A 16,377-nucleotide genomic window follows, 5' to 3' on the forward strand; every position below is an offset into this window, starting at 1 on the left:
GTGCTGCCCGCGCGCGAGCAGCTGACGCTGGTCACCGGCGCGCCGGCCAACGGCGGCAGTTGCGTCGCGCATCACGAAGGACGCGTGGTGTTCGTCCGCTACGCGCTGCCGGGTGAGCGAGTGCGGGTGCGGGTCACCGCCGACCGCGGATCCTATTGGCACGCAGAGGTTGTCGAGGTGCTCGACCCGTCGGACGACCGTGTCGAATCGCTGTGCCCGATCGCCGGGGTGGACGGCGCCGGGTGTTGCGACTTGGCGTTCGCCGCGCCGGAGGCGGCCCGCGCGCTCAAGGCGCAGGTGGTGGCCAATCAGCTCGAGCGGTTGGGCGGGCACCACTGGGACGGCGAGGCCGAACCGCTGCCGGGTTCCGGGCCGACGGGGTGGCGCACCCGCGTCCGGCTCGACGTGGGCGCGGACCGGCGCCCCGGCTTCCACCGCTACCACAGCGACGAGCTGGTCACCGACCTGCGCTGCGCGCAATTGCCGGCCGGCATGCTCGACGGGCTAGCCGAATCCGATTGGCCCCCAACCGCGCAGCTGCACGTCGTGGTGGACGACGACGGTGCGCGCCACGTGGTGCGCACGCTGCGGCAGGGCAGACGGACCGTGACCAAGGTCGTGGAGGGCGCCTACGAGGCGGTGCAGCGAGTGGGCGGGCGCACCTGGCAGATACCGGTGACCGCCTTCTGGCAGGCGCACCGCGGCGCGGCCGCGGTGTACAGCCGCCTGGTCGCCGACTGGGCGCAGGCGGGCGCCGGCATGACCGCCTGGGATCTCTACGGCGGCGCGGGCGTTTTCGCCGCGGCGCTCGGGGTGGCGGTCGGGGAGTCCGGGCGGGTGCTGAGCGTCGACACCTCGCGCGCCGCCACGCGGGCCGCCCGCGCCGCGCTGGACGATCTGCCCCAGGTGCGGGTCGTCACCGACTCGGTGCGGCGTGCGCTCGGCGCCCAACGATCGCGCGCGGACGTCGCGGTGCTGGACCCGCCGCGGGCGGGCGCCGGGCGGGAAATCATCGACCTCCTCGCGGCCGCCGGTGTCCCGCGCATGGTGCACATTGGTTGCGAGGCGGCCTCTTTCGCCCGCGACATCGGGCTCTACCTCGGCCACGGCTACGCCGTCGAGCAGATCAAGGTGTTCGACGCGTTCCCGCTCACCCATCACACCGAGTGCGTCGCGCTGCTGACCCGCGCTCAGGCCAGCACGGTGTAGCGCAGCCACAGGTAGCTGGCCGCGAGCGCCAACGACACCGCGGTGACCACCACGCCCTTGCGGGTGAACTCCCAGAACGAGATGGGATTGTCGGCGCGCCGGGCGATTCCGAGCAGCACGATGTTGGCGCTGGCGCCGATGGCGGTCAGGTTGCCGCCGAAGTCGGTGCCCAGGGCCAGCGCCCACCACAGGACGCCGGAGTGGGCGTGGTCGCCCAGGGCGGGGGCCAGATCGGCGACGACGGGCGCCATGGTGGCGGCATACGGGACGTTGTCGACGATCCCGCTGATCACCACCGACGCGACGAGTATGGTCATCGTCGCGATCAGGGTGTTGCCGCCGGTGGCCGTGATCGCCGCGCGTGCAAGCTGTTTGACGACACCGGTCTTCACCAGGGCGCCGACCATGATGAACAGGCCGGCGAAGAACAGCAGCGTGTCCCACTCGACGCTGGACAGGTAATCCGAGGACTTCAGCCTGGACGCGACGATCAGGATGCCGGCGCCCAGTAGCGCGATGACCGAGGGCTCCATGTGCAACGGCGAGTGCGCGATGAACGCGGTGAACACCGCCAGCAACACGACGCCGCACGTGATGAGCAGCCGCGGATCGCGAATGGCCTCCTTTTCCTCCAGCGACATCACGTCGGCGACACGCTCGGGGTCGACGGTGAAGGCGCCGGGAAAAAGGCGCGGCAGCAAGGCAATCAGCACGGCGACGACGATGACCACGATGGGCGCCAGATGGATCAGGAAGTCGTTGAAGGTCAGGCCTGCCTTGCTGGCGATGATGATGTTGGGCGGGTCGCCCACCAGCGTGGCCGCGCCGCCGATGTTTGACGCGAATACCTCGGCCATCAAAAACGGCGCCGCGTTGACCGCCAGGCGGTCGCACACCAGCAGCGTCACCGGGGCGACCAGCAACACCGTGGTGACGTTGTCCAGCAGGGCCGACGCGATCGCGGTGACCAGGACCAGCAGGATCATGACGCGCAACGCGGAACCGCGGGCGCGTTTGGCCGACCAGATCGCCACGTATTCGAAGACGCCCGTCTGGCGCAGCACGCTGACGATGATCATCATGCCGAGCAGCAAAAAGATGACGTCCCAATCGATTCCGGTCTCGTGCGAATAGAACACGTCGTCGGAATGGATGATCGGCAACATGACCACGATGGCCGCGCCGGCGAGCGCCACGAAGGTTTTGTTGACGCGATCGCTGGCAATCAGGGCATACGCGATGACGAACACCAGGATCGCGATGATGCTCATTTATTCACCTGTGCGGATCAATGCCTCAGCGCCGCCCCAAGCACGCGTGACGCCGTGATCACCCCGATCAGCCGGCCCTCCTTGACCACCGCCACCAGCGGGCTGCGCAGCCGCGCCATCAGCGCCGCCACCTCGATGATGGTGTCGTCGGAGTTGGCCGGCGGTATGTCGACCAGATGGTCCGGCAACACGTCGCGCACCTTCTTGCCGCTCAACTTCTCCGCGCAGCGGTCGGCCATCGATTCGTTGAGCACGCCGGCCAGCGACGGGTCGTCCTGGACGTACTGGGGCACGATGAAGCGGACCACCTGGGAGGCGGGCAGCACGGCGTAGGGGCGTCCCGAGCTGTCGGTCACCAGCAGCCCGGGCAGCCGGTGTTCCGCGAGCATTCGCGCGGCGTCCAGGGCGTTCGCGTCGATGCTGACCACCGGAAAGTCCTCGACGATCTGCTCGGCGCGCATGAAGCGACGATACGTCCGCGGGGGGTGTGCGGCGAGGGCCGGCGGCCACGGCGTACTCCTGGGTCGGCGGGACAACGTGCCGACCAGGCTTCCCGGCTCACCGCGAGACTGAGGTTACCAAAGGCGCGGCTGCGGCGACGGCGAGCGAAATCGCAAACTCCGCACCGGCGCCACCCCCCGCCGGCTGCGTAGACTGTCGGGATGCTGGAACAGATCCGCGGGCCCGCTGATCTGCAATACCTGTCCCAACAGCAGCTGCGCGAACTTGCCGCCGAGATTCGCCAGTTCCTGATCCACAAGGTCGCTGCCACCGGGGGACACCTGGGGCCCAACCTGGGCGTGGTCGAACTGACGCTGGCGCTGCACCGCGTCTTCGACTCGCCGCACGACCCGATCGTCTTCGACACCGGTCATCAGGCCTACGTGCACAAGATGTTGACCGGGCGCTCGCAGGACTTCGAGAGCCTGCGCAAGAAGGGCGGCCTGTCGGGCTATCCGTCACGCGCCGAGAGCGAACACGACTGGGTGGAGTCCAGCCACGCCAGCGCGGCGCTGTCCTACGCCGACGGCCTGGCCAAGGCGTTCGAGCTGACCGGCCACCGCAACCGGCACGTCGTCGCCGTGGTCGGCGACGGCGCGCTTACCGGCGGCATGTGCTGGGAGGCGCTGAACAACATCGCCGCGTCGCGCCGGCCGGTGATCATCGTCGTCAACGACAATGGGCGCAGCTATGCGCCGACGATCGGCGGCGTCGCCGACCGCCTGGCCACCCTGCGCCTGCAGCCGGCCTACGAGCAGGTCCTGGAGCGGGGCCGCGACGCGGTGCGTTCGCTGCCGCTGGTGGGTCAGATGGCGTATCGCTTCATGCACAGCGTCAAGGCCGGCATCAAGGACTCGCTGTCCCCGCAGTTGCTGTTCACCGACCTCGGCCTGAAGTACGTCGGCCCGGTCGACGGTCACGACGAACGGGCGGTGGAGATGGCACTGCGCCACGCGCGCGGCTTCGGCCGGCCGGTGATCGTGCACGTCGTCACCCGCAAGGGCATGGGTTACGCGCCGGCCGAGGACGACGAGGCCGAGCAGATGCACTCCTGCGGCGTGATCGACCCGGTCACCGGGCAGGCCACCAAGATCGCCGGCCCGGGCTGGACCGCCACGTTCTCCGAAGCGCTCATCGGCTACGCGAGGAAACGCCGCGACATCGTTGCCATCACCGCGGCGATGCCCGGCCCGACGGGGTTGTCGGCGTTCGGGCAACAGTTTCCCGATCGCCTGTTCGACGTCGGCATCGCCGAGCAGCACGCGCTGACGTCGGCCGCGGGCCTGGCGATGGGCGGCATGCACCCGGTGGTGGCCATCTACTCGACGTTCCTCAACCGGGCCTTCGACCAGATCATGATGGACGTCGCGCTGCACAAGCTGCCCGTCACCATGGTGCTGGACCGGGCCGGGATCACCGGCAACGACGGCGCGAGCCACAACGGCATGTGGGACCTCTCGATGCTGGGCATCGTGCCCGGCATGCGGGTGGCGGCGCCCAGGGATGCCACCCGGCTGCGTGAGGAACTCGGCGAGGCCCTCGACGTCAACGACGGCCCGACCGCACTGCGGTTCCCCAAAGGCGATGTGGGGGAAGACATTCCGGCCCTCGAGCGCCGGTCGGGCGTCGACGTGCTCGCCGTGCCGGCCGCCGGCTTGAACCACGACGTGCTGCTGGTGGGTGTCGGCGCGTTCGTCCCGATAGCGCTCGAGGTGGCCAAGCGGCTGCATAACCAGGGGATCGGCGTGACGGTGATCGACCCGCGCTGGGTGCTCCCGGTGTCCGACGCGGTGCTGGAACTGGCCCGGCAGCACAAGCTCGTCGTCACCTGCGAGGACAACGGGGTCAACGGCGGTGTCGGGTCGGCGGTGTCGTCGGCCCTGCGCGGCGCGGACATCGACGTTCCGTGCCGCGACGTCGGCCTGCCGCAGCGGTTCTACGAGCACGCCGCGCGGGGTGAGCTGCTGGCCGACCTGGGGCTGACGGATCAGGACGTGGCCCGCCGCATCACCGGCTGGGTCGCGGCCCTGAACAGCCCCGTCACCGAGGCGGAGATCCGCGAGCACCTCGACTAGACGCTCGGGAGCGCGGCGGAGCCGTGCGAACCGGGTTGTCACCACCGACTAATGCCCCAACCGGGAGTGCATTCAGGGCTTTGAGTGTGCGCTCAGGGAGGGATTTAGCTGATTTTTCCGCCCTGCGCGCACGCGCGATGCCCACGATTCACACCCGACGCGCGCACACTCCGGAACTAGACGTCCTCGACCGGCGGCTGCAGCGCGCGCGCCAGCACGGGATCGACCAATTCCCGCTGCCACGGCCGGGCCTGCCCGGCGCGCAGGAACGTCTCGACCGCCTCGAAGGGATCGGGCGCGGCCTCCCAGTCCCAGCACAGCCGCCGCACCAGGTCGGGCGAGACCAGGTTCTCGGTGGGGACGTTGACCCGTTCCGACACCTCCGACAGCGCGGCCCGCGCCGCCTCCAGCCGCGCGGCGGCCTCGGGTTTGCGCCGGCTCCACCGCGCCGGCGGCGGCGGCCCGTTCGGCGGTTCGGCGTCCACGGGCGGATTCTTGGTCTGCCGGGCGGCTTCCAGCGCCCCCAGCCACGTGGCGGCGCTGCGCCGTTGATTGCGCCCGCCGAACACCGGCAGCGCGGTGAGTTCCTCGACCGTCTTCGGGTCGGCGATGGCGGCCTCGATGATGGCCGAGTCCGGCAGGATGCGGCGCGGCGCGATGTCGCGGCGCTGGGCGATGCGGTCGCGCGTCAGCCACAGTTCGCGGACCGCTGCCAGGCCGCGCTGGTCGCGCACCCGGTGGATTCCCGACGTGCGCCGCCACCGGTCCCGCCGCGTCGCCGCGCTCGGATCGCGGGATCCGACCGCGCGTAGGTAGTCGAATTCCTCAGCGGCCCAACCACTTTTGCCCTGCTGGTTCAGCACGTCGGCGATCGCGGCGCGCAGTTCGATGAGAAGTTCGACGTCCAGCGCCGCGTAGTTGAGCCATTCCTCGGGCAGGGGCCGTTTGGACCAATCCGCCGCGCCGTGGCCCTTGGCCAGCCCGGCCCCCAGCAGCCGCTCCACCATGGTCGCCAGGTTCACCCGCTCGAACCCGGCCAGCCGCCCGGCCAGCTCGGTGTCGTACAGGGCCGGCGGGTGCAGGCCGACCTCCGCCAGGCAGGGCAGGTCCTGATCGGCGGAATGCAGGATCCACTCGTCCTCGCCCAGCACCTCGGCGACGGGCCGCAGCGCCTCCAGCGGGTCGGCGCCGTGGGTGACCGGGTCGATGAGCACGGTGCCGGCACCGGCCCGCCGGATCTGGATCAAATACGCGCGGTTGGAATACCGGAAACCCGACGCCCGCTCGGCGTCCACCGCGAACGGGCCGCGCCCCCGATCCAGGCGCCGCGCGGCCTCCTCGATCTGGCGGACCGTCACCGAAAGATCGGGGATCCCTTCGGCCGGGTGCAGCAGCGGCGTGGGCTCCGGTTCGGCGCTGTCGGGCGCGGTGCTGCCGGGCCCGTCGGCCTCCGGTTCGCACATGTCAGGCGCGTGACCGAGAGCTCAGATCCGTGACGCCCGTCGGCGGGAGGCCCGCCGCGTGTTCCAGTACCTCACAGAAGGCCTCGACGTGGACGCCCACCTGCGGCGTGGTCGCCGTCCAGGACGCCCGCAACTCCAACTGGTGGGCGCGCGGCGGGCCGGAGATGTCGCCGTAGCGCACCGACGTGGTGGCGGTGACGGTGCCGCCCAGGGCGGTGACCTGTTCCATCCGCGACTCCAGGGCCTCCACCAGCCAGCTCCACGCCACCTCCGGCAGCAGGGGGTCGACGGCCTCGCTGGGATCCAGGTCGGCCTGGATGTAGGCGACCAGCCGGATGGTGCCGTCCCACGCGTCGGCGCCTTCGGGGTCGTAGAGCAGGATCAGGCGGCCGAAGGCGTCGCCGTCGGATCGCTCGGGGACAATCTCGCGGTCGGGATGTTTCACCTCGGCCCCCAGCGCGTAGCTGTAGGGGGCCAGGCGCTGCGGCGGGCGGATGGGGCCCAACTCCAGCTCGGGCCGCACGGTGACGGCGTTCATGGCCGCGACTGCCTCGCGGAATGGCTCCGGTTCAGCTGAGGTCACTTGACGCCGCTCCTGTTCATCCCGGCCGTCCTTCGTCGGCGCGGCACGGGTCACAGGGTCCGACGGTAGACCCATCGGCCGACACGCGGAATCAGGCGCGCCGACCGCTACCAACCCGTTACCAGACCTCATCCGACGGTATCGCCGCTGCTCAGGAGGCGTTTCCGCCGGTAAATCGGGCGGGCCGCTTTTCCCGGTGCGCGGCCAGCCCTTCCTGCACGTCGGGGCCGCTGAAGCTGAGGAATTCCAGGCCGAGCGAGGTCTCGAAGGTGGGCGCGAACATGCGGTACCAGGAGTTGAGGCTGCGCTTCGTCCAGCGGATCGCGTTCTGCGCCCCCCGCGCCAGGTCCTCGGCGATTCGCGTCGCGGTGGGCAGCACGTCGTCGTCGTCGACGCAGACGGACACCAGGCCGATGCGCTCGGCTTCCTCGCCCAGCAGCGTCTCGCAGGTGAGCAGGTAGTACTTGGCCTTGGCCATGCCGACCAGCAGGGGCCAGCAGATCGCGGCGTGGTCGCCGGCGGCCACGCCCAGCTTGGTGTGCCCGTCGATGAGCTTCGCGGTCCGACCGGCCACCGAGACGTCGGCGAGCAGGGCCACCACCAGGCCCGCGCCGACGGCCGGGCCGCGGATCGCCGAGACGACGGGCTTGTCGAAGTTGACCATGTTGAGCACCAGATCGCGGGCCTCCCGCATGATGCGCATCCGGCCTTCGTAGTCGCCGATGGTCTCGTCGATCAGGTCGAAGCTGCCGCCGGAGGAGAAGGCCTTCCCCTCGCCGCGGACCAGCACCACGCGCACCGCGGGGTCGCGGCCGATCACCGGCCAGATGTCGGCGAGGTCGCGGTGCATCTGCGGCCCGACGGAATTGAGGCCGGGGGAGTCGAGAACCAGGGTCAGGATGCCGTCGTCGTCCACCTCGCAGCGCAGGCTGGGGAACTCGTCGTAATTCACGGGCGGCTGGCTGACTGGCACGGTCGTGATAGTACGCAGCGCGGGGAGGGGGCCGCCGCCGTGGCAGCATTGAACGCAATGACTACTCGCCGCGACCTTCCCGAGTCGCCTTACCTGGCCGCCGTCACCGGTCGCAAACCCGGCCGGCTCCCGGTCTGGTTCATGCGGCAGGCGGGTCGATCGCTGCCCGAATACCGGGCGCTGCGGGCCCAGACCGACATGCTGTCGGCCTGTTTCGACGCCGAGTTGGTCTGCGAGATCACCCTGCAGCCGGTGCGCCGGCACGACGTCGACGCGGCGATCCTGTTCTCCGACATCGTGGTGCCACTGCTCGGCGCGGGCGTCGACCTGGACATCGTCGCGGGCGTCGGGCCGGTGATCGCGTCGCCGGTGCGCACCGCCGCCGATGTGGACGCGATGAAACCCCTTGACCTGCAACGCATTCAGCCGGTGGCCGACGCGGTCACGCTGTTGGTGGCCGCCCTCGGGGGCGTCCCGCTGATCGGGTTCGCGGGTGCGCCGTTCACCCTGGCGTCGTACCTGATCGAGGGCGGCCCGAGCCGTCACCACGCCCGCACCAAGGCGATGATGCTCGCCGACCCGGGCAGCTGGCACGCGTTGCTGGAAAAGCTGACCGACATCACCGTCGGCTTCCTGCGGGCGCAGCTGGACGCCGGGGTGGACGCCATCCAGGTGTTCGACTCGTGGGCGGGCGCCCTGTCGCTCGCCGACTACCGCGCCTACGTGCAGCCGCACAGCGCCCGCGTTTTCGGGGCGCTGGCCGAGCACGGCGTGCCGATGACGCACTTCGGGGTGGGCACCGCCGAACTGCTCGGGGCCATGTCGACGGTCGGCGCGACGGTGGTGGGGGTGGATTGGCGGACCTCCCTGGCCGACGCGGCGACGCGCGTCGCGCCCGGCACGGCGCTGCAGGGCAACCTCGACCCGGTGGTGCTGATGGCGGGCTGGCCGGCCGTCGAACGCGCCGCCCGGGCCGTCGTCGACGACGGACGCTGCGCCGTCGACGCGGGGGCGCGCGGCCACGTCTTCAACCTCGGCCACGGCGTGCTGCCCGAGACCGACCCCGGGGTGCTGACCGATCTGGTGTCGCTGGTCCACTCCCTATGACCGCCGCCTCGTATTGCGTTGTGGGGGGCGGTATTTCGGGCCTGACGGCGGCGTACCGGCTGCGCGCGGCGGTGGGCGACGACGCGCCTATCACGCTGTTCGATCCCGGCGACCGGCTGGGCGGGATCCTGCGCACCGAGCGGGTCGGCGGGCAGACGATGGACCTGGGCGCCGAGGCGTTCGTGCTGCGCCGCCCCGAGATGCCGGCGCTGCTGGCCGAGCTGGGCCTCGCGGGGCGCCAACTGGTGTCCACCGGCGCGCGGCCGCTGATCTACAGCCGGCAGGAGTTGTACCCGCTGCCCACCGGCACGGTCATCGGCATCCCGTCGGCGGCCGGCTCGGTCGCGGGGTTGGTCGACGAGGCGACCGTCGCGCGCATCGAGGCCGAGCCCGGCCGGGCGTTGGCGTGGCAACCGGGAAGCGACCCCGCCACCGCCGACCTGGTGGGCGAGCGGTTCGGCGAGCAGGTCGTCACCCGGTCGGTGGACCCGCTGCTGAGCGGGGTCTACGCGGGCTCGGCGGCCACCATCGGCCTGCGCGCGGCGGCCCCCGGCGTCGCCGCCGCCCTGGACCGCGGCGCGACCAGCCTGACCGACGCGGTCCGGCGGGCGCTGCCGCCGGCCACCGGCGCGCCGGTGTTCGGGGCGCTGGACGGCGGCTACCGCGTGCTGCTCGACGCGCTGGTCGAGCGGGCCCGGCCCGACTGGATTCCCGCCGCCGTGCAGGGGCTGGAACCCGACGGGGCGGGGTGGGCGGTGCTGGACGACAGCGGCGCCCGCCGGCACGCCGACGCGGTGGTCCTCGCGGTGCCCGCCCCGCGGGTGGCACGCCTGATCGCCGACATCGCCCCGGCCGGCGCCGCGGCCGCCGGCCGGATCGTCAGCGCGTCGTCGGTGGTGGTCGCGCTCGCGGTGCCGGGCGACACACCCTTTCCGGAGTGTTCCGGTGTGCTGGTAGCGACCGGAGAACCGTTGCGCGCCAAGGCGATTACCCTCTCGTCGCGCAAGTGGGGTGCGCGCGGGGAGAACCAGCTGTTGCGGTTGTCGTTCGGGCGGTGCGGTGACGGCCTGGCCGAGACGGCGTCGGACGACGAGCTGCTGGCCTGGGCGCTGGACGACCTGGCCGCCGTCTTCGGGTTGGCCGTCGACCCGGTCGACGCCCGCGTGCAGCGCTGGATCCGGGCCATGCCGCAGTACGGGCCGGGCCACGCGCAGCTGGTCGCCCAGATACGTGCGGGCCTGCCCCCGACGCTTGCGGTGGCCGGCAGCTACCTCGACGGCATCGGGGTGCCGGCGTGCATCGGGTCGGCCACGCGCGCGATCGAGGCCCTCGAAGTGAAAGTGGCACGATAGGTTCCATGGCCAAGCTCGACTTCGACACCCTCAACGCGACGATCCGCTACCTGATGTTCTCGGTGTTCTCCGTGCGCCCGGGCGAGCTCGGGGAACAGCGCGACGCCGTGATCGACGAAGCGTCGCGGTTCCTCAAGCAGCAGGAGGAGCGCGGGGTGGTGGTGCGCGGCCTCTACGACGTGGCGGGGCTGCGGGCCGACGCCGATTTCATGATCTGGACCCACGCCGAAACCGTCGAGGCGCTGCAGGCCACCTACGCCGATTTCCGGCGCACCACCGCGCTGGGGCGGGCCTGCTCGCCGGTGTGGAGCAGCGTCGCACTGCACCGGCCGGCCGAGTTCAACAAGAGCCACATCCCGGCGTTTTTGGCCGGAGAGGAGCCCGGCAACTACATCTGCGTGTATCCGTTCGTGCGGTCCTACGAGTGGTACCTGCTGCCCGACGAGGAGCGGCGCCGCATGCTCGCCGAACACGGCATGGCGGCCCGGGAATACAAGGACGTGCGCGCGAACACGGTGCCGGCGTTCGCGCTCGGCGACTACGAATGGATCCTGGCGTTCGAGGCCCCCGAACTGCACCGCATCGTCGACCTCATGCGCGAGCTGCGCGCCACCGACGCCCGCAGACACACCCGGGAGGAGACGCCGTTCTTCACCGGGCCGCGCGTGTCCGTCGAGCAGTTGGTGAACGCCCTGCCATGACTGCGCCGGTGACGATGCAGAGCGAAGCGATGAGGAGGAGCGGCGCCATATGACTGCGCCGGTGACGATGCAGAGCGAAGCGATGAGGAGGAGCGGCGCCATATGAGTCAGCCCGACGTCACCGACCCCGCCCGTTTCGAGGAGATGTACCGCGACGAGCGGACGTCGCACGGGTTGCCCGCCGCCACGCCGTGGGACATCGGCGGCCCGCAGCCGGTGGTGCAGCGGCTCGTCGCGCTGGGCGCGATCAAGGGCGAGGTGCTCGACCCGGGAACCGGACCGGGCCACCACGCGATCTACTACGCGTCCAAGGGTTATTCGGCGACCGGCATCGACGGCTCGGCGGCCGCGATCGAACGGGCGCGGGAGAACGCGCGCAAGGCCGGGGTATCGGTGAACTTCGAGGTGGCCGACGCGACCAAGCTCGACGGTTTCGACGGCCGCTTCGACACCGTCGTCGACTGCGCGTTCTACCACACCTTCAGCACCGAACCCGAGCTCGCCCGCTCGTACGCCCAGGCGTTGCACCGGGCCAGCAAGCCGGGCGCGCGGCTGTACATGTTCGAGTTCGGGCAGCACGACGTCAACGGCTTCAAGATGATGCGGTCCTTGTCGGAGAACGACTTTCGCGACGTGCTGCCCCAGGGCGGCTGGGAGATCACCTACCTGGGGACGACGACCTATCTGGTGAACATCAGCGCCGAGCAGATCGAGATGATGGCGGCGCGCAACCCCGACATGGCCGAGCAGGCGCAGGATCTGCTGAAGCGGTTCCGGGCGATGGAGCCGTGGCTGGAGGGTGGCCGGGTGCACGCCCCGTTCTGGGAAGTGCACGCCACCCGGCTGGACTGAGTTCGCCGGGCCGCTTTTCGCGGCCGGTCATTCCGCGAAACTGAAACTACGGCGCCGCTTTACGGCGTGTCGTGTGCGTCGTTTCAGTGTCGCGGTAGCCGCGACGGAGAAGCGCGCCGCGGACCCGGCGTATGACGTCTTCGGGGTTGTCCTCGGCGATCACCCGGATGACGACCCAGCCAAGTTCGTCAAGAGTGCGGAGCCGATGCTGGTCGCGGGCGTACTGCCGGCGGTCGGCGCGATGGTGGTCGCCGTCGTACTCGACGGCCACTTTGTATCTCTCCCAGCCCATATCGAGGACGGCAAGCAACCGCCAGTTCCGCTGTACTGGGATCTGCGTGGTGGGGATCGGAAGGCCGGCGTCGATCAGCACCAGGCGCAGCCAGGTTTCCTTGGGTGAGGCGGCGCCCGGATCGACCAGGGGGAGTGCCGTCCGCAGTTTCCGTAAGCCGCGTGCCCGTGCGTACCGCTCAGCGAGCAGCATTACGTCCTCGCTCGAGAACGGTTTTGCCCGCATCAACGCGTCGAGTCGCATGACCGCCTCGCCGGTGGGCAGTCGCCTGGCCAAGTCGAAGGCCGTCCGCGCGGGCGAGGTCACCGGCAAGCCCTTGGCGCGGGTTACCTCGTCCTGCTCGACGCGCTGATTGCGCGTGAGCACGCCGGCCGGGGGACGAGTATTGCGCCAGATCAGCTCGATCGGCTCGTCGTCGTCAATCCACCGGGAACCGTGCAGCGCCGCCGCGGTCAGCCCGGCGAGCACGCCGCGCCGACCTGACCACAACCACGCGGCGACCGACCGTGTGTATAGCGAGGGCACCGCGTAGGCCGGCAGGTAGACGTCGGGATGGATGGCACGGAACTGGGCTCGCAGCAGGTGCCGACTGATGGTCCCCTGCTGCAAGGCCTCGCTGCCGACAAACACGTCATCCACACCTGGAAGACGCCACGACGGCCCCCGAGGCTCCGCGAAACTGAAACTACGGCGGCGCTTTCCGGCGTGTCGTGTGCGTCGTTTCAGTGTCGCGGCGGCCGGCCGCGAAGACCGCTACGCCGGCACCAGGCGCAGCGAGATGGAGTTGATGCAGTAGCGCTGATCGGTGGGGGTCGGGTACCCCTCGCCGGCGAACACGTGGCCCAGGTGGCTGTGGCAGTTCGCGCACAGCACCTCGGTGCGCGTCGTCCCCATCGAGTGGTCGGGCCGCAGGATCACCGCGTCGGAGTTCGCCGGGTCGAAGAACGACGGCCACCCGCAGTGGGACTCGAATTTCTCTGTGCTGCGGAACAATTCGGCGCCGCACGCCCGGCATTGGTAGACGCCTTGGGTTTTGGTGTCGGTGTACTCACCGGTGAACGGCCGCTCGGTGCCGGCGCGGCGCAGCACGTGAAACTCTTCCGGGCTCAGCTTCTTGCGCCACTCGTCGTCGGAGAGTTGCAGCTTCGGCGGGGCGATCTCAGTCATGCCTCCACGGTAGCGCGATCGGACTCAGCCGATAGCCAAGAAGGATCGATGCCCTCCTCCAGCCGGTTCTCGGCCTTGGCGTCCAGGTACCGGAAGTACAGCACCGTGAACGCCACGATCAGCAGCAGCGACCAGCCGTAGGTGATCTTCAGGTAGTGCAGCGCCCGGCCGTACCTCATGTACCGGTAGATCAGCCAGTCGTCCAGCGCCATGAAGCCGTAGATTCCCAGCCACGCCGGCCAATTGCGGATCAGCGAATTGCGCAGCACGACGGTCATCAGGAACGGGAACAGCATCATCGAGTAGTAGCCCTGGGCCAGCGGCAGCGCCAGCCACGACCACAGCAGCAGCACGCCCGACGAATTGGTGAACCAGAACAGCGGGTCGCGGGTGCGGTAGTAGCGGTACAGCAGCCACAGCGCGGCGATCGCCAGGAGCGTGAACAGGATCCGCAGGAACACGATCAGCCACGTGGGTAGGCCGAAGTACACGCCGTTGCCCTCGATCGAACTGTTGAAATAGTCGCGGACGCCGCCGATGTAGGGGAGCGTCTTGGTGACGAAGTCCATCGGGTCGCTCACCAGCGGCCACGCCACAACATTGATGACGACCGGGACGACGAACGCGGGCACCAGCGTCCGCCACTGGCGGTTCAGCAGCGGCAGCAACAGCAGCGGGCCCAGCACCGGTTTGAGCGTCAGCGTGAGTCCGATGGCCACGCCCGCCCACCACTGGTGGTTCACCTTCCCGTCGAGCAGCCAGCGCAGGAACAGCACCTCGGCCAGCAGCACGCAGCCGTTGATGTTGGTGAACACCAGCGTGCTGGTCACGCTTTCGGTGCAGAACATGGCCAGCAGCAGCGCCGGCGCGGCCACCGACGACAGCGTGAACTTGAACAGCCGCAGCAGCAGATACCAGGCGAGCAGGATGGCCACGGTGTTGATCAGGATGAACAGATAGCGCGACGGCGAGAAGGACAGATACCCGAACGGCGCCATCAGCAGCGTCCCGCCGGGCGGGTACAGGTAGTGCGGGTCGACGTAGTCGAAGTGCTCGTTGTAGATGTCCCAGCCGTGCCGGAAGTTCAGCACCGCGCGGTAGACCGGCTTGAAGTCGTCGGTGATGTTGCCGTTGAGCGTCAAGATGATGCTGCGGTGCAGCACTGACATGATGGCCACCGGCCACAGCGCCGAGCGCAATATCGTCGCGGTGCTGGGCGGGCCGCTGCGGGGACGAAAGGCGGCCAGGGTCCGATCGCGCAGGCCGGTTCGGGTCGAGTCAGCTGCCGTCACGAAGCGCAAAGTATCAGGCGGGACAGTACGTGTCGGTTCCGGGCAGCTTGCCGCTGTTGACGTAGCCGATCAGCGGGGACACCGCGCAGCTCGAGTAGATGCTGGCGCCGTGGCCGATGCCCTGCCACATCACCCGCTTGCTGGCCGCGTTGGCGTTGATGACGGTGGCCGCCGTCGCGGCGACCCCCTCGGTGCCGACGATCGGGTCGTTCTGCACGCCGAGCAACAGGACGTCGACCTTCAAGGATTTCGGCGGCGCGGGCGGCGACACGGTGGGCCAGTGCACGCACTTGACCAAGTTGAGCGCCGCGACGGTGCCGAACTGGGGGTAGAGCTTGGCCCACGCCACCACGAGTTCCCGCACCCGGTCGGGGGTCGGGCGGTTGACGGCGTCGCTGCACGTGTTGACGAACTGGCCGTCGGAGTCCGCGGACACGTTGGCGTGGTTGATCAGGTTGGTCAGGGCGTTGGTGTCGCCGGAGCGGGCGGCCGACAGCGCGTTGGCCAGGTTCGTGGTGGCGCCGACGCGGCCGCCGGACGGGAAGCCCAGCGCGACGGTGATGGCGTTGGCCACCTCGGCCACCGACGCGCCGCCGGGCCCCTTGCCGGCGCGGGCGTCGGCCAGCAACGCGCTGACGGCGCCCTTGGGGTCGGGGACCAGCGCGCAGCTCACCGCGACGCACTGGGCGGCGAAGGCGTCGAGCGCGGCCTGCTGGCCCTTGACCTGTTGCTCGGCGGCGGCTTCGGCGTTGATACCCAACGCAACTGGCGAGTCGAGGATCAGCCGGGCGACCTTGTCGGGGCGCGCCGCCGCGTAGGCCAGCGCCACCTGGGCGCCGTTGCCGATCCCGACCAGGGCGACCGCGGGCACGTCCCACAGCGTGCGCAGCCGCTCGATGTCGGAGGCGGCGTGCGCGTTGTCGTAGGCGGACGCTCCGGGCGCGATGGCGTCGGTGCAGCTGGTGGTGGCGGTGTTCGCGACGTCGGAGAGGTTGGCGACGGGGTCGTCGCCGGTCTGGAACTGCGCCTGGTCGCGCATGATCTGGCGGTCGGAGGTGTCGCGGCAGTCGATGGGGTTCGACATGCCCATGCCGCGCCGGTCGACGGCGACGATCGGGTGGCTCTGCAGCACGTCGGCGCCGCCCCGCGACAGCCAGACCGGCAGCTGCGCCGACGACGGCAGATCGGTGCCGGTGGTGAAGACCAGCGGGCCCGCGTCGCGTGGGGTCTGGTTCGTGCGGGCGCGGACCACGCCGACGCTCACCGTGCCGGTACCACCGTTGACCGGGTCCAGGTCCGCGTCGTAGTTCGCGCAGTCCAGCTGGACCCCCGCGGCGGGCGGGACCGCGGCGTCGCCGAACACCCGCGAGGTGCAGTCGTGCCAGGGCAGGTCGTTCTTCGGGGCCGCGATCGGGGGCGGGCCGCTGGGCGGCGGCTTGGCGGTGCTCGCCCCCTGGGGTCGCGCGCCGGAGTTGGTGGCGAAGCGCGGGTCGGCGGCCAGGCCCGGGACCTGTCTCTTATACACATCTGACGCTGCCG

Annotated in this window: 15 protein-coding genes; 6 read left to right on the top strand and 9 right to left on the bottom strand. The window is 70.3% G+C overall.

The window, feature by feature from the left end:
• Positions 1 to 1,209 (top strand): class I SAM-dependent RNA methyltransferase, encoded by a 1,209-nt coding sequence (locus tag WU80_RS08285; protein WP_055401623.1) that lies wholly within the window; start codon positions 1 to 3, stop codon positions 1,207 to 1,209.
• On the opposite strand, the gene WU80_RS08290 is transcribed toward WU80_RS08285, so the two are convergent.
• Positions 1,191 to 2,480 (bottom strand): ArsB/NhaD family transporter, encoded by a 1,290-nt coding sequence (locus WU80_RS08290; protein ID WP_055401621.1) that lies wholly within the window; start codon positions 2,478 to 2,480, stop codon positions 1,191 to 1,193. The two genes, WU80_RS08285 and WU80_RS08290, sit on opposite strands and share 19 nt — an antisense overlap.
• Before the next feature lie 17 nt (positions 2,481 to 2,497).
• Positions 2,498 to 2,941, bottom strand: coding sequence for a CBS domain-containing protein (locus WU80_RS08295; protein WP_055401619.1), 444 nt, complete (start codon positions 2,939 to 2,941; stop codon positions 2,498 to 2,500).
• 201 nt (positions 2,942 to 3,142) lie between these two features.
• On the opposite strand from WU80_RS08295, the gene dxs reads away from it, so the two are divergent.
• Positions 3,143 to 5,056 (top strand): 1-deoxy-D-xylulose-5-phosphate synthase, encoded by a 1,914-nt coding sequence (gene dxs, locus WU80_RS08300; protein WP_055401617.1) that lies wholly within the window; start codon positions 3,143 to 3,145, stop codon positions 5,054 to 5,056.
• A gap of 176 nt (positions 5,057 to 5,232) precedes the next feature.
• On the opposite strand, the gene WU80_RS08305 is transcribed toward dxs, so the two are convergent.
• The 3 genes from WU80_RS08305 to WU80_RS08315 all read right to left on the bottom strand — a co-directional run bounded on the left by WU80_RS08305 (position 5,233) and on the right by WU80_RS08315 (position 8,075).
• Positions 5,233 to 6,519, bottom strand: coding sequence for a ribonuclease D (locus WU80_RS08305; RefSeq protein ID WP_055401616.1), 1,287 nt, complete (start codon positions 6,517 to 6,519; stop codon positions 5,233 to 5,235).
• A gap of 1 nt (position 6,520) precedes the next feature.
• Complete coding sequence (locus WU80_RS08310; protein ID WP_082459790.1) at positions 6,521 to 7,177, bottom strand: DUF3000 domain-containing protein; 657 nt, start codon at positions 7,175 to 7,177, stop codon at positions 6,521 to 6,523.
• Between the two features lie 76 nt (positions 7,178 to 7,253).
• Positions 7,254 to 8,075: an enoyl-CoA hydratase/isomerase family protein gene (locus WU80_RS08315; protein WP_055401614.1), complete on the bottom strand. Its 822-nt coding sequence runs from the start codon at positions 8,073 to 8,075 to the stop codon at positions 7,254 to 7,256.
• Positions 8,076 to 8,132: 57 nt separating this feature from the next.
• Here WU80_RS08315 and hemE point away from each other — a divergent pair, with 57 nt between their 5' ends.
• The 4 genes from hemE (at position 8,133) to WU80_RS08335 (ending at position 12,087) form a co-directional block, all read left to right on the top strand.
• The gene (gene hemE, locus WU80_RS08320; protein WP_055401612.1) at positions 8,133 to 9,182 is read left to right on the top strand and encodes a uroporphyrinogen decarboxylase; all 1,050 of its coding nucleotides are present in this window, start codon (positions 8,133 to 8,135) and stop codon (positions 9,180 to 9,182) included.
• Complete coding sequence (locus WU80_RS08325) at positions 9,179 to 10,534, top strand: protoporphyrinogen oxidase (protein WP_055401609.1); 1,356 nt, start codon at positions 9,179 to 9,181, stop codon at positions 10,532 to 10,534. Before hemE ends, WU80_RS08325 begins: the two co-directional genes overlap by 4 nt.
• 5 nt (positions 10,535 to 10,539) lie before the next feature.
• Entirely contained in the window at positions 10,540 to 11,235 is a 696-nt protein-coding gene (gene hemQ, locus WU80_RS08330) for a hydrogen peroxide-dependent heme synthase (protein WP_055401607.1), read from the top strand.
• A 102-nt stretch (positions 11,236 to 11,337) separates the two neighbouring features.
• Positions 11,338 to 12,087, top strand: coding sequence for a class I SAM-dependent methyltransferase (locus WU80_RS08335; protein WP_055401606.1), 750 nt, complete (start codon positions 11,338 to 11,340; stop codon positions 12,085 to 12,087).
• 46 nt (positions 12,088 to 12,133) lie between these two features.
• Here WU80_RS08335 and WU80_RS08340 read toward each other — a convergent pair whose 3' ends face one another.
• The 4 genes from WU80_RS08340 to WU80_RS08355 all read right to left on the bottom strand — a co-directional run bounded on the left by WU80_RS08340 (position 12,134) and on the right by WU80_RS08355 (position 16,363).
• The gene (locus WU80_RS08340) at positions 12,134 to 13,018 is read right to left on the bottom strand and encodes a DUF559 domain-containing protein (RefSeq protein WP_055401604.1); all 885 of its coding nucleotides are present in this window, start codon (positions 13,016 to 13,018) and stop codon (positions 12,134 to 12,136) included.
• Between the two features lie 114 nt (positions 13,019 to 13,132).
• Entirely contained in the window at positions 13,133 to 13,537 is a 405-nt protein-coding gene (gene msrB, locus WU80_RS08345) for a peptide-methionine (R)-S-oxide reductase MsrB (RefSeq protein ID WP_156349486.1), read from the bottom strand.
• A gap of 5 nt (positions 13,538 to 13,542) precedes the next feature.
• The gene (aftC, locus tag WU80_RS08350) at positions 13,543 to 14,847 is read right to left on the bottom strand and encodes an arabinofuranan 3-O-arabinosyltransferase (protein WP_055401599.1); all 1,305 of its coding nucleotides are present in this window, start codon (positions 14,845 to 14,847) and stop codon (positions 13,543 to 13,545) included.
• 4 nt (positions 14,848 to 14,851) lie between these two features.
• Positions 14,852 to 16,363, bottom strand: a complete 1,512-nt coding sequence (locus tag WU80_RS08355) for an alpha/beta fold hydrolase (protein WP_082462570.1) — start codon at positions 16,361 to 16,363, stop codon at positions 14,852 to 14,854.
• Positions 16,364 to 16,377: the final 14 nt, after the last annotated feature.

This window comes from Mycobacterium sp. UM_11, assembly GCF_001414075.1.
In the GTDB taxonomy this organism is placed as follows: Bacteria; Actinomycetota; Actinomycetes; order Mycobacteriales; family Mycobacteriaceae; genus Mycobacterium.

Excerpts from the sequence above, each read along its gene's own strand:
- WU80_RS08290 (WP_055401621.1), bottom strand. The coding sequence starts at position 2,480 with ATGAGCATCATCGCGATCCTGGTGTTCGTCATCGCGTATGCCCTGATT.
- WU80_RS08295 (WP_055401619.1), bottom strand. The coding sequence starts at position 2,941 with ATGCGCGCCGAGCAGATCGTCGAGGACTTTCCGGTGGTCAGCATCGAC.
- dxs (WP_055401617.1), top strand. The coding sequence starts at position 3,143 with ATGCTGGAACAGATCCGCGGGCCCGCTGATCTGCAATACCTGTCCCAA.
- WU80_RS08305 (WP_055401616.1), bottom strand. The coding sequence starts at position 6,519 with ATGTGCGAACCGGAGGCCGACGGGCCCGGCAGCACCGCGCCCGACAGC.
- WU80_RS08310 (WP_082459790.1), bottom strand. The coding sequence starts at position 7,177 with ATGGGTCTACCGTCGGACCCTGTGACCCGTGCCGCGCCGACGAAGGAC.
- hemE (WP_055401612.1), top strand. The coding sequence starts at position 8,133 with ATGACTACTCGCCGCGACCTTCCCGAGTCGCCTTACCTGGCCGCCGTC.
- WU80_RS08325 (WP_055401609.1), top strand. The coding sequence starts at position 9,179 with ATGACCGCCGCCTCGTATTGCGTTGTGGGGGGCGGTATTTCGGGCCTG.
- hemQ (WP_055401607.1), top strand. The coding sequence starts at position 10,540 with ATGGCCAAGCTCGACTTCGACACCCTCAACGCGACGATCCGCTACCTG.
- WU80_RS08335 (WP_055401606.1), top strand. The coding sequence starts at position 11,338 with ATGAGTCAGCCCGACGTCACCGACCCCGCCCGTTTCGAGGAGATGTAC.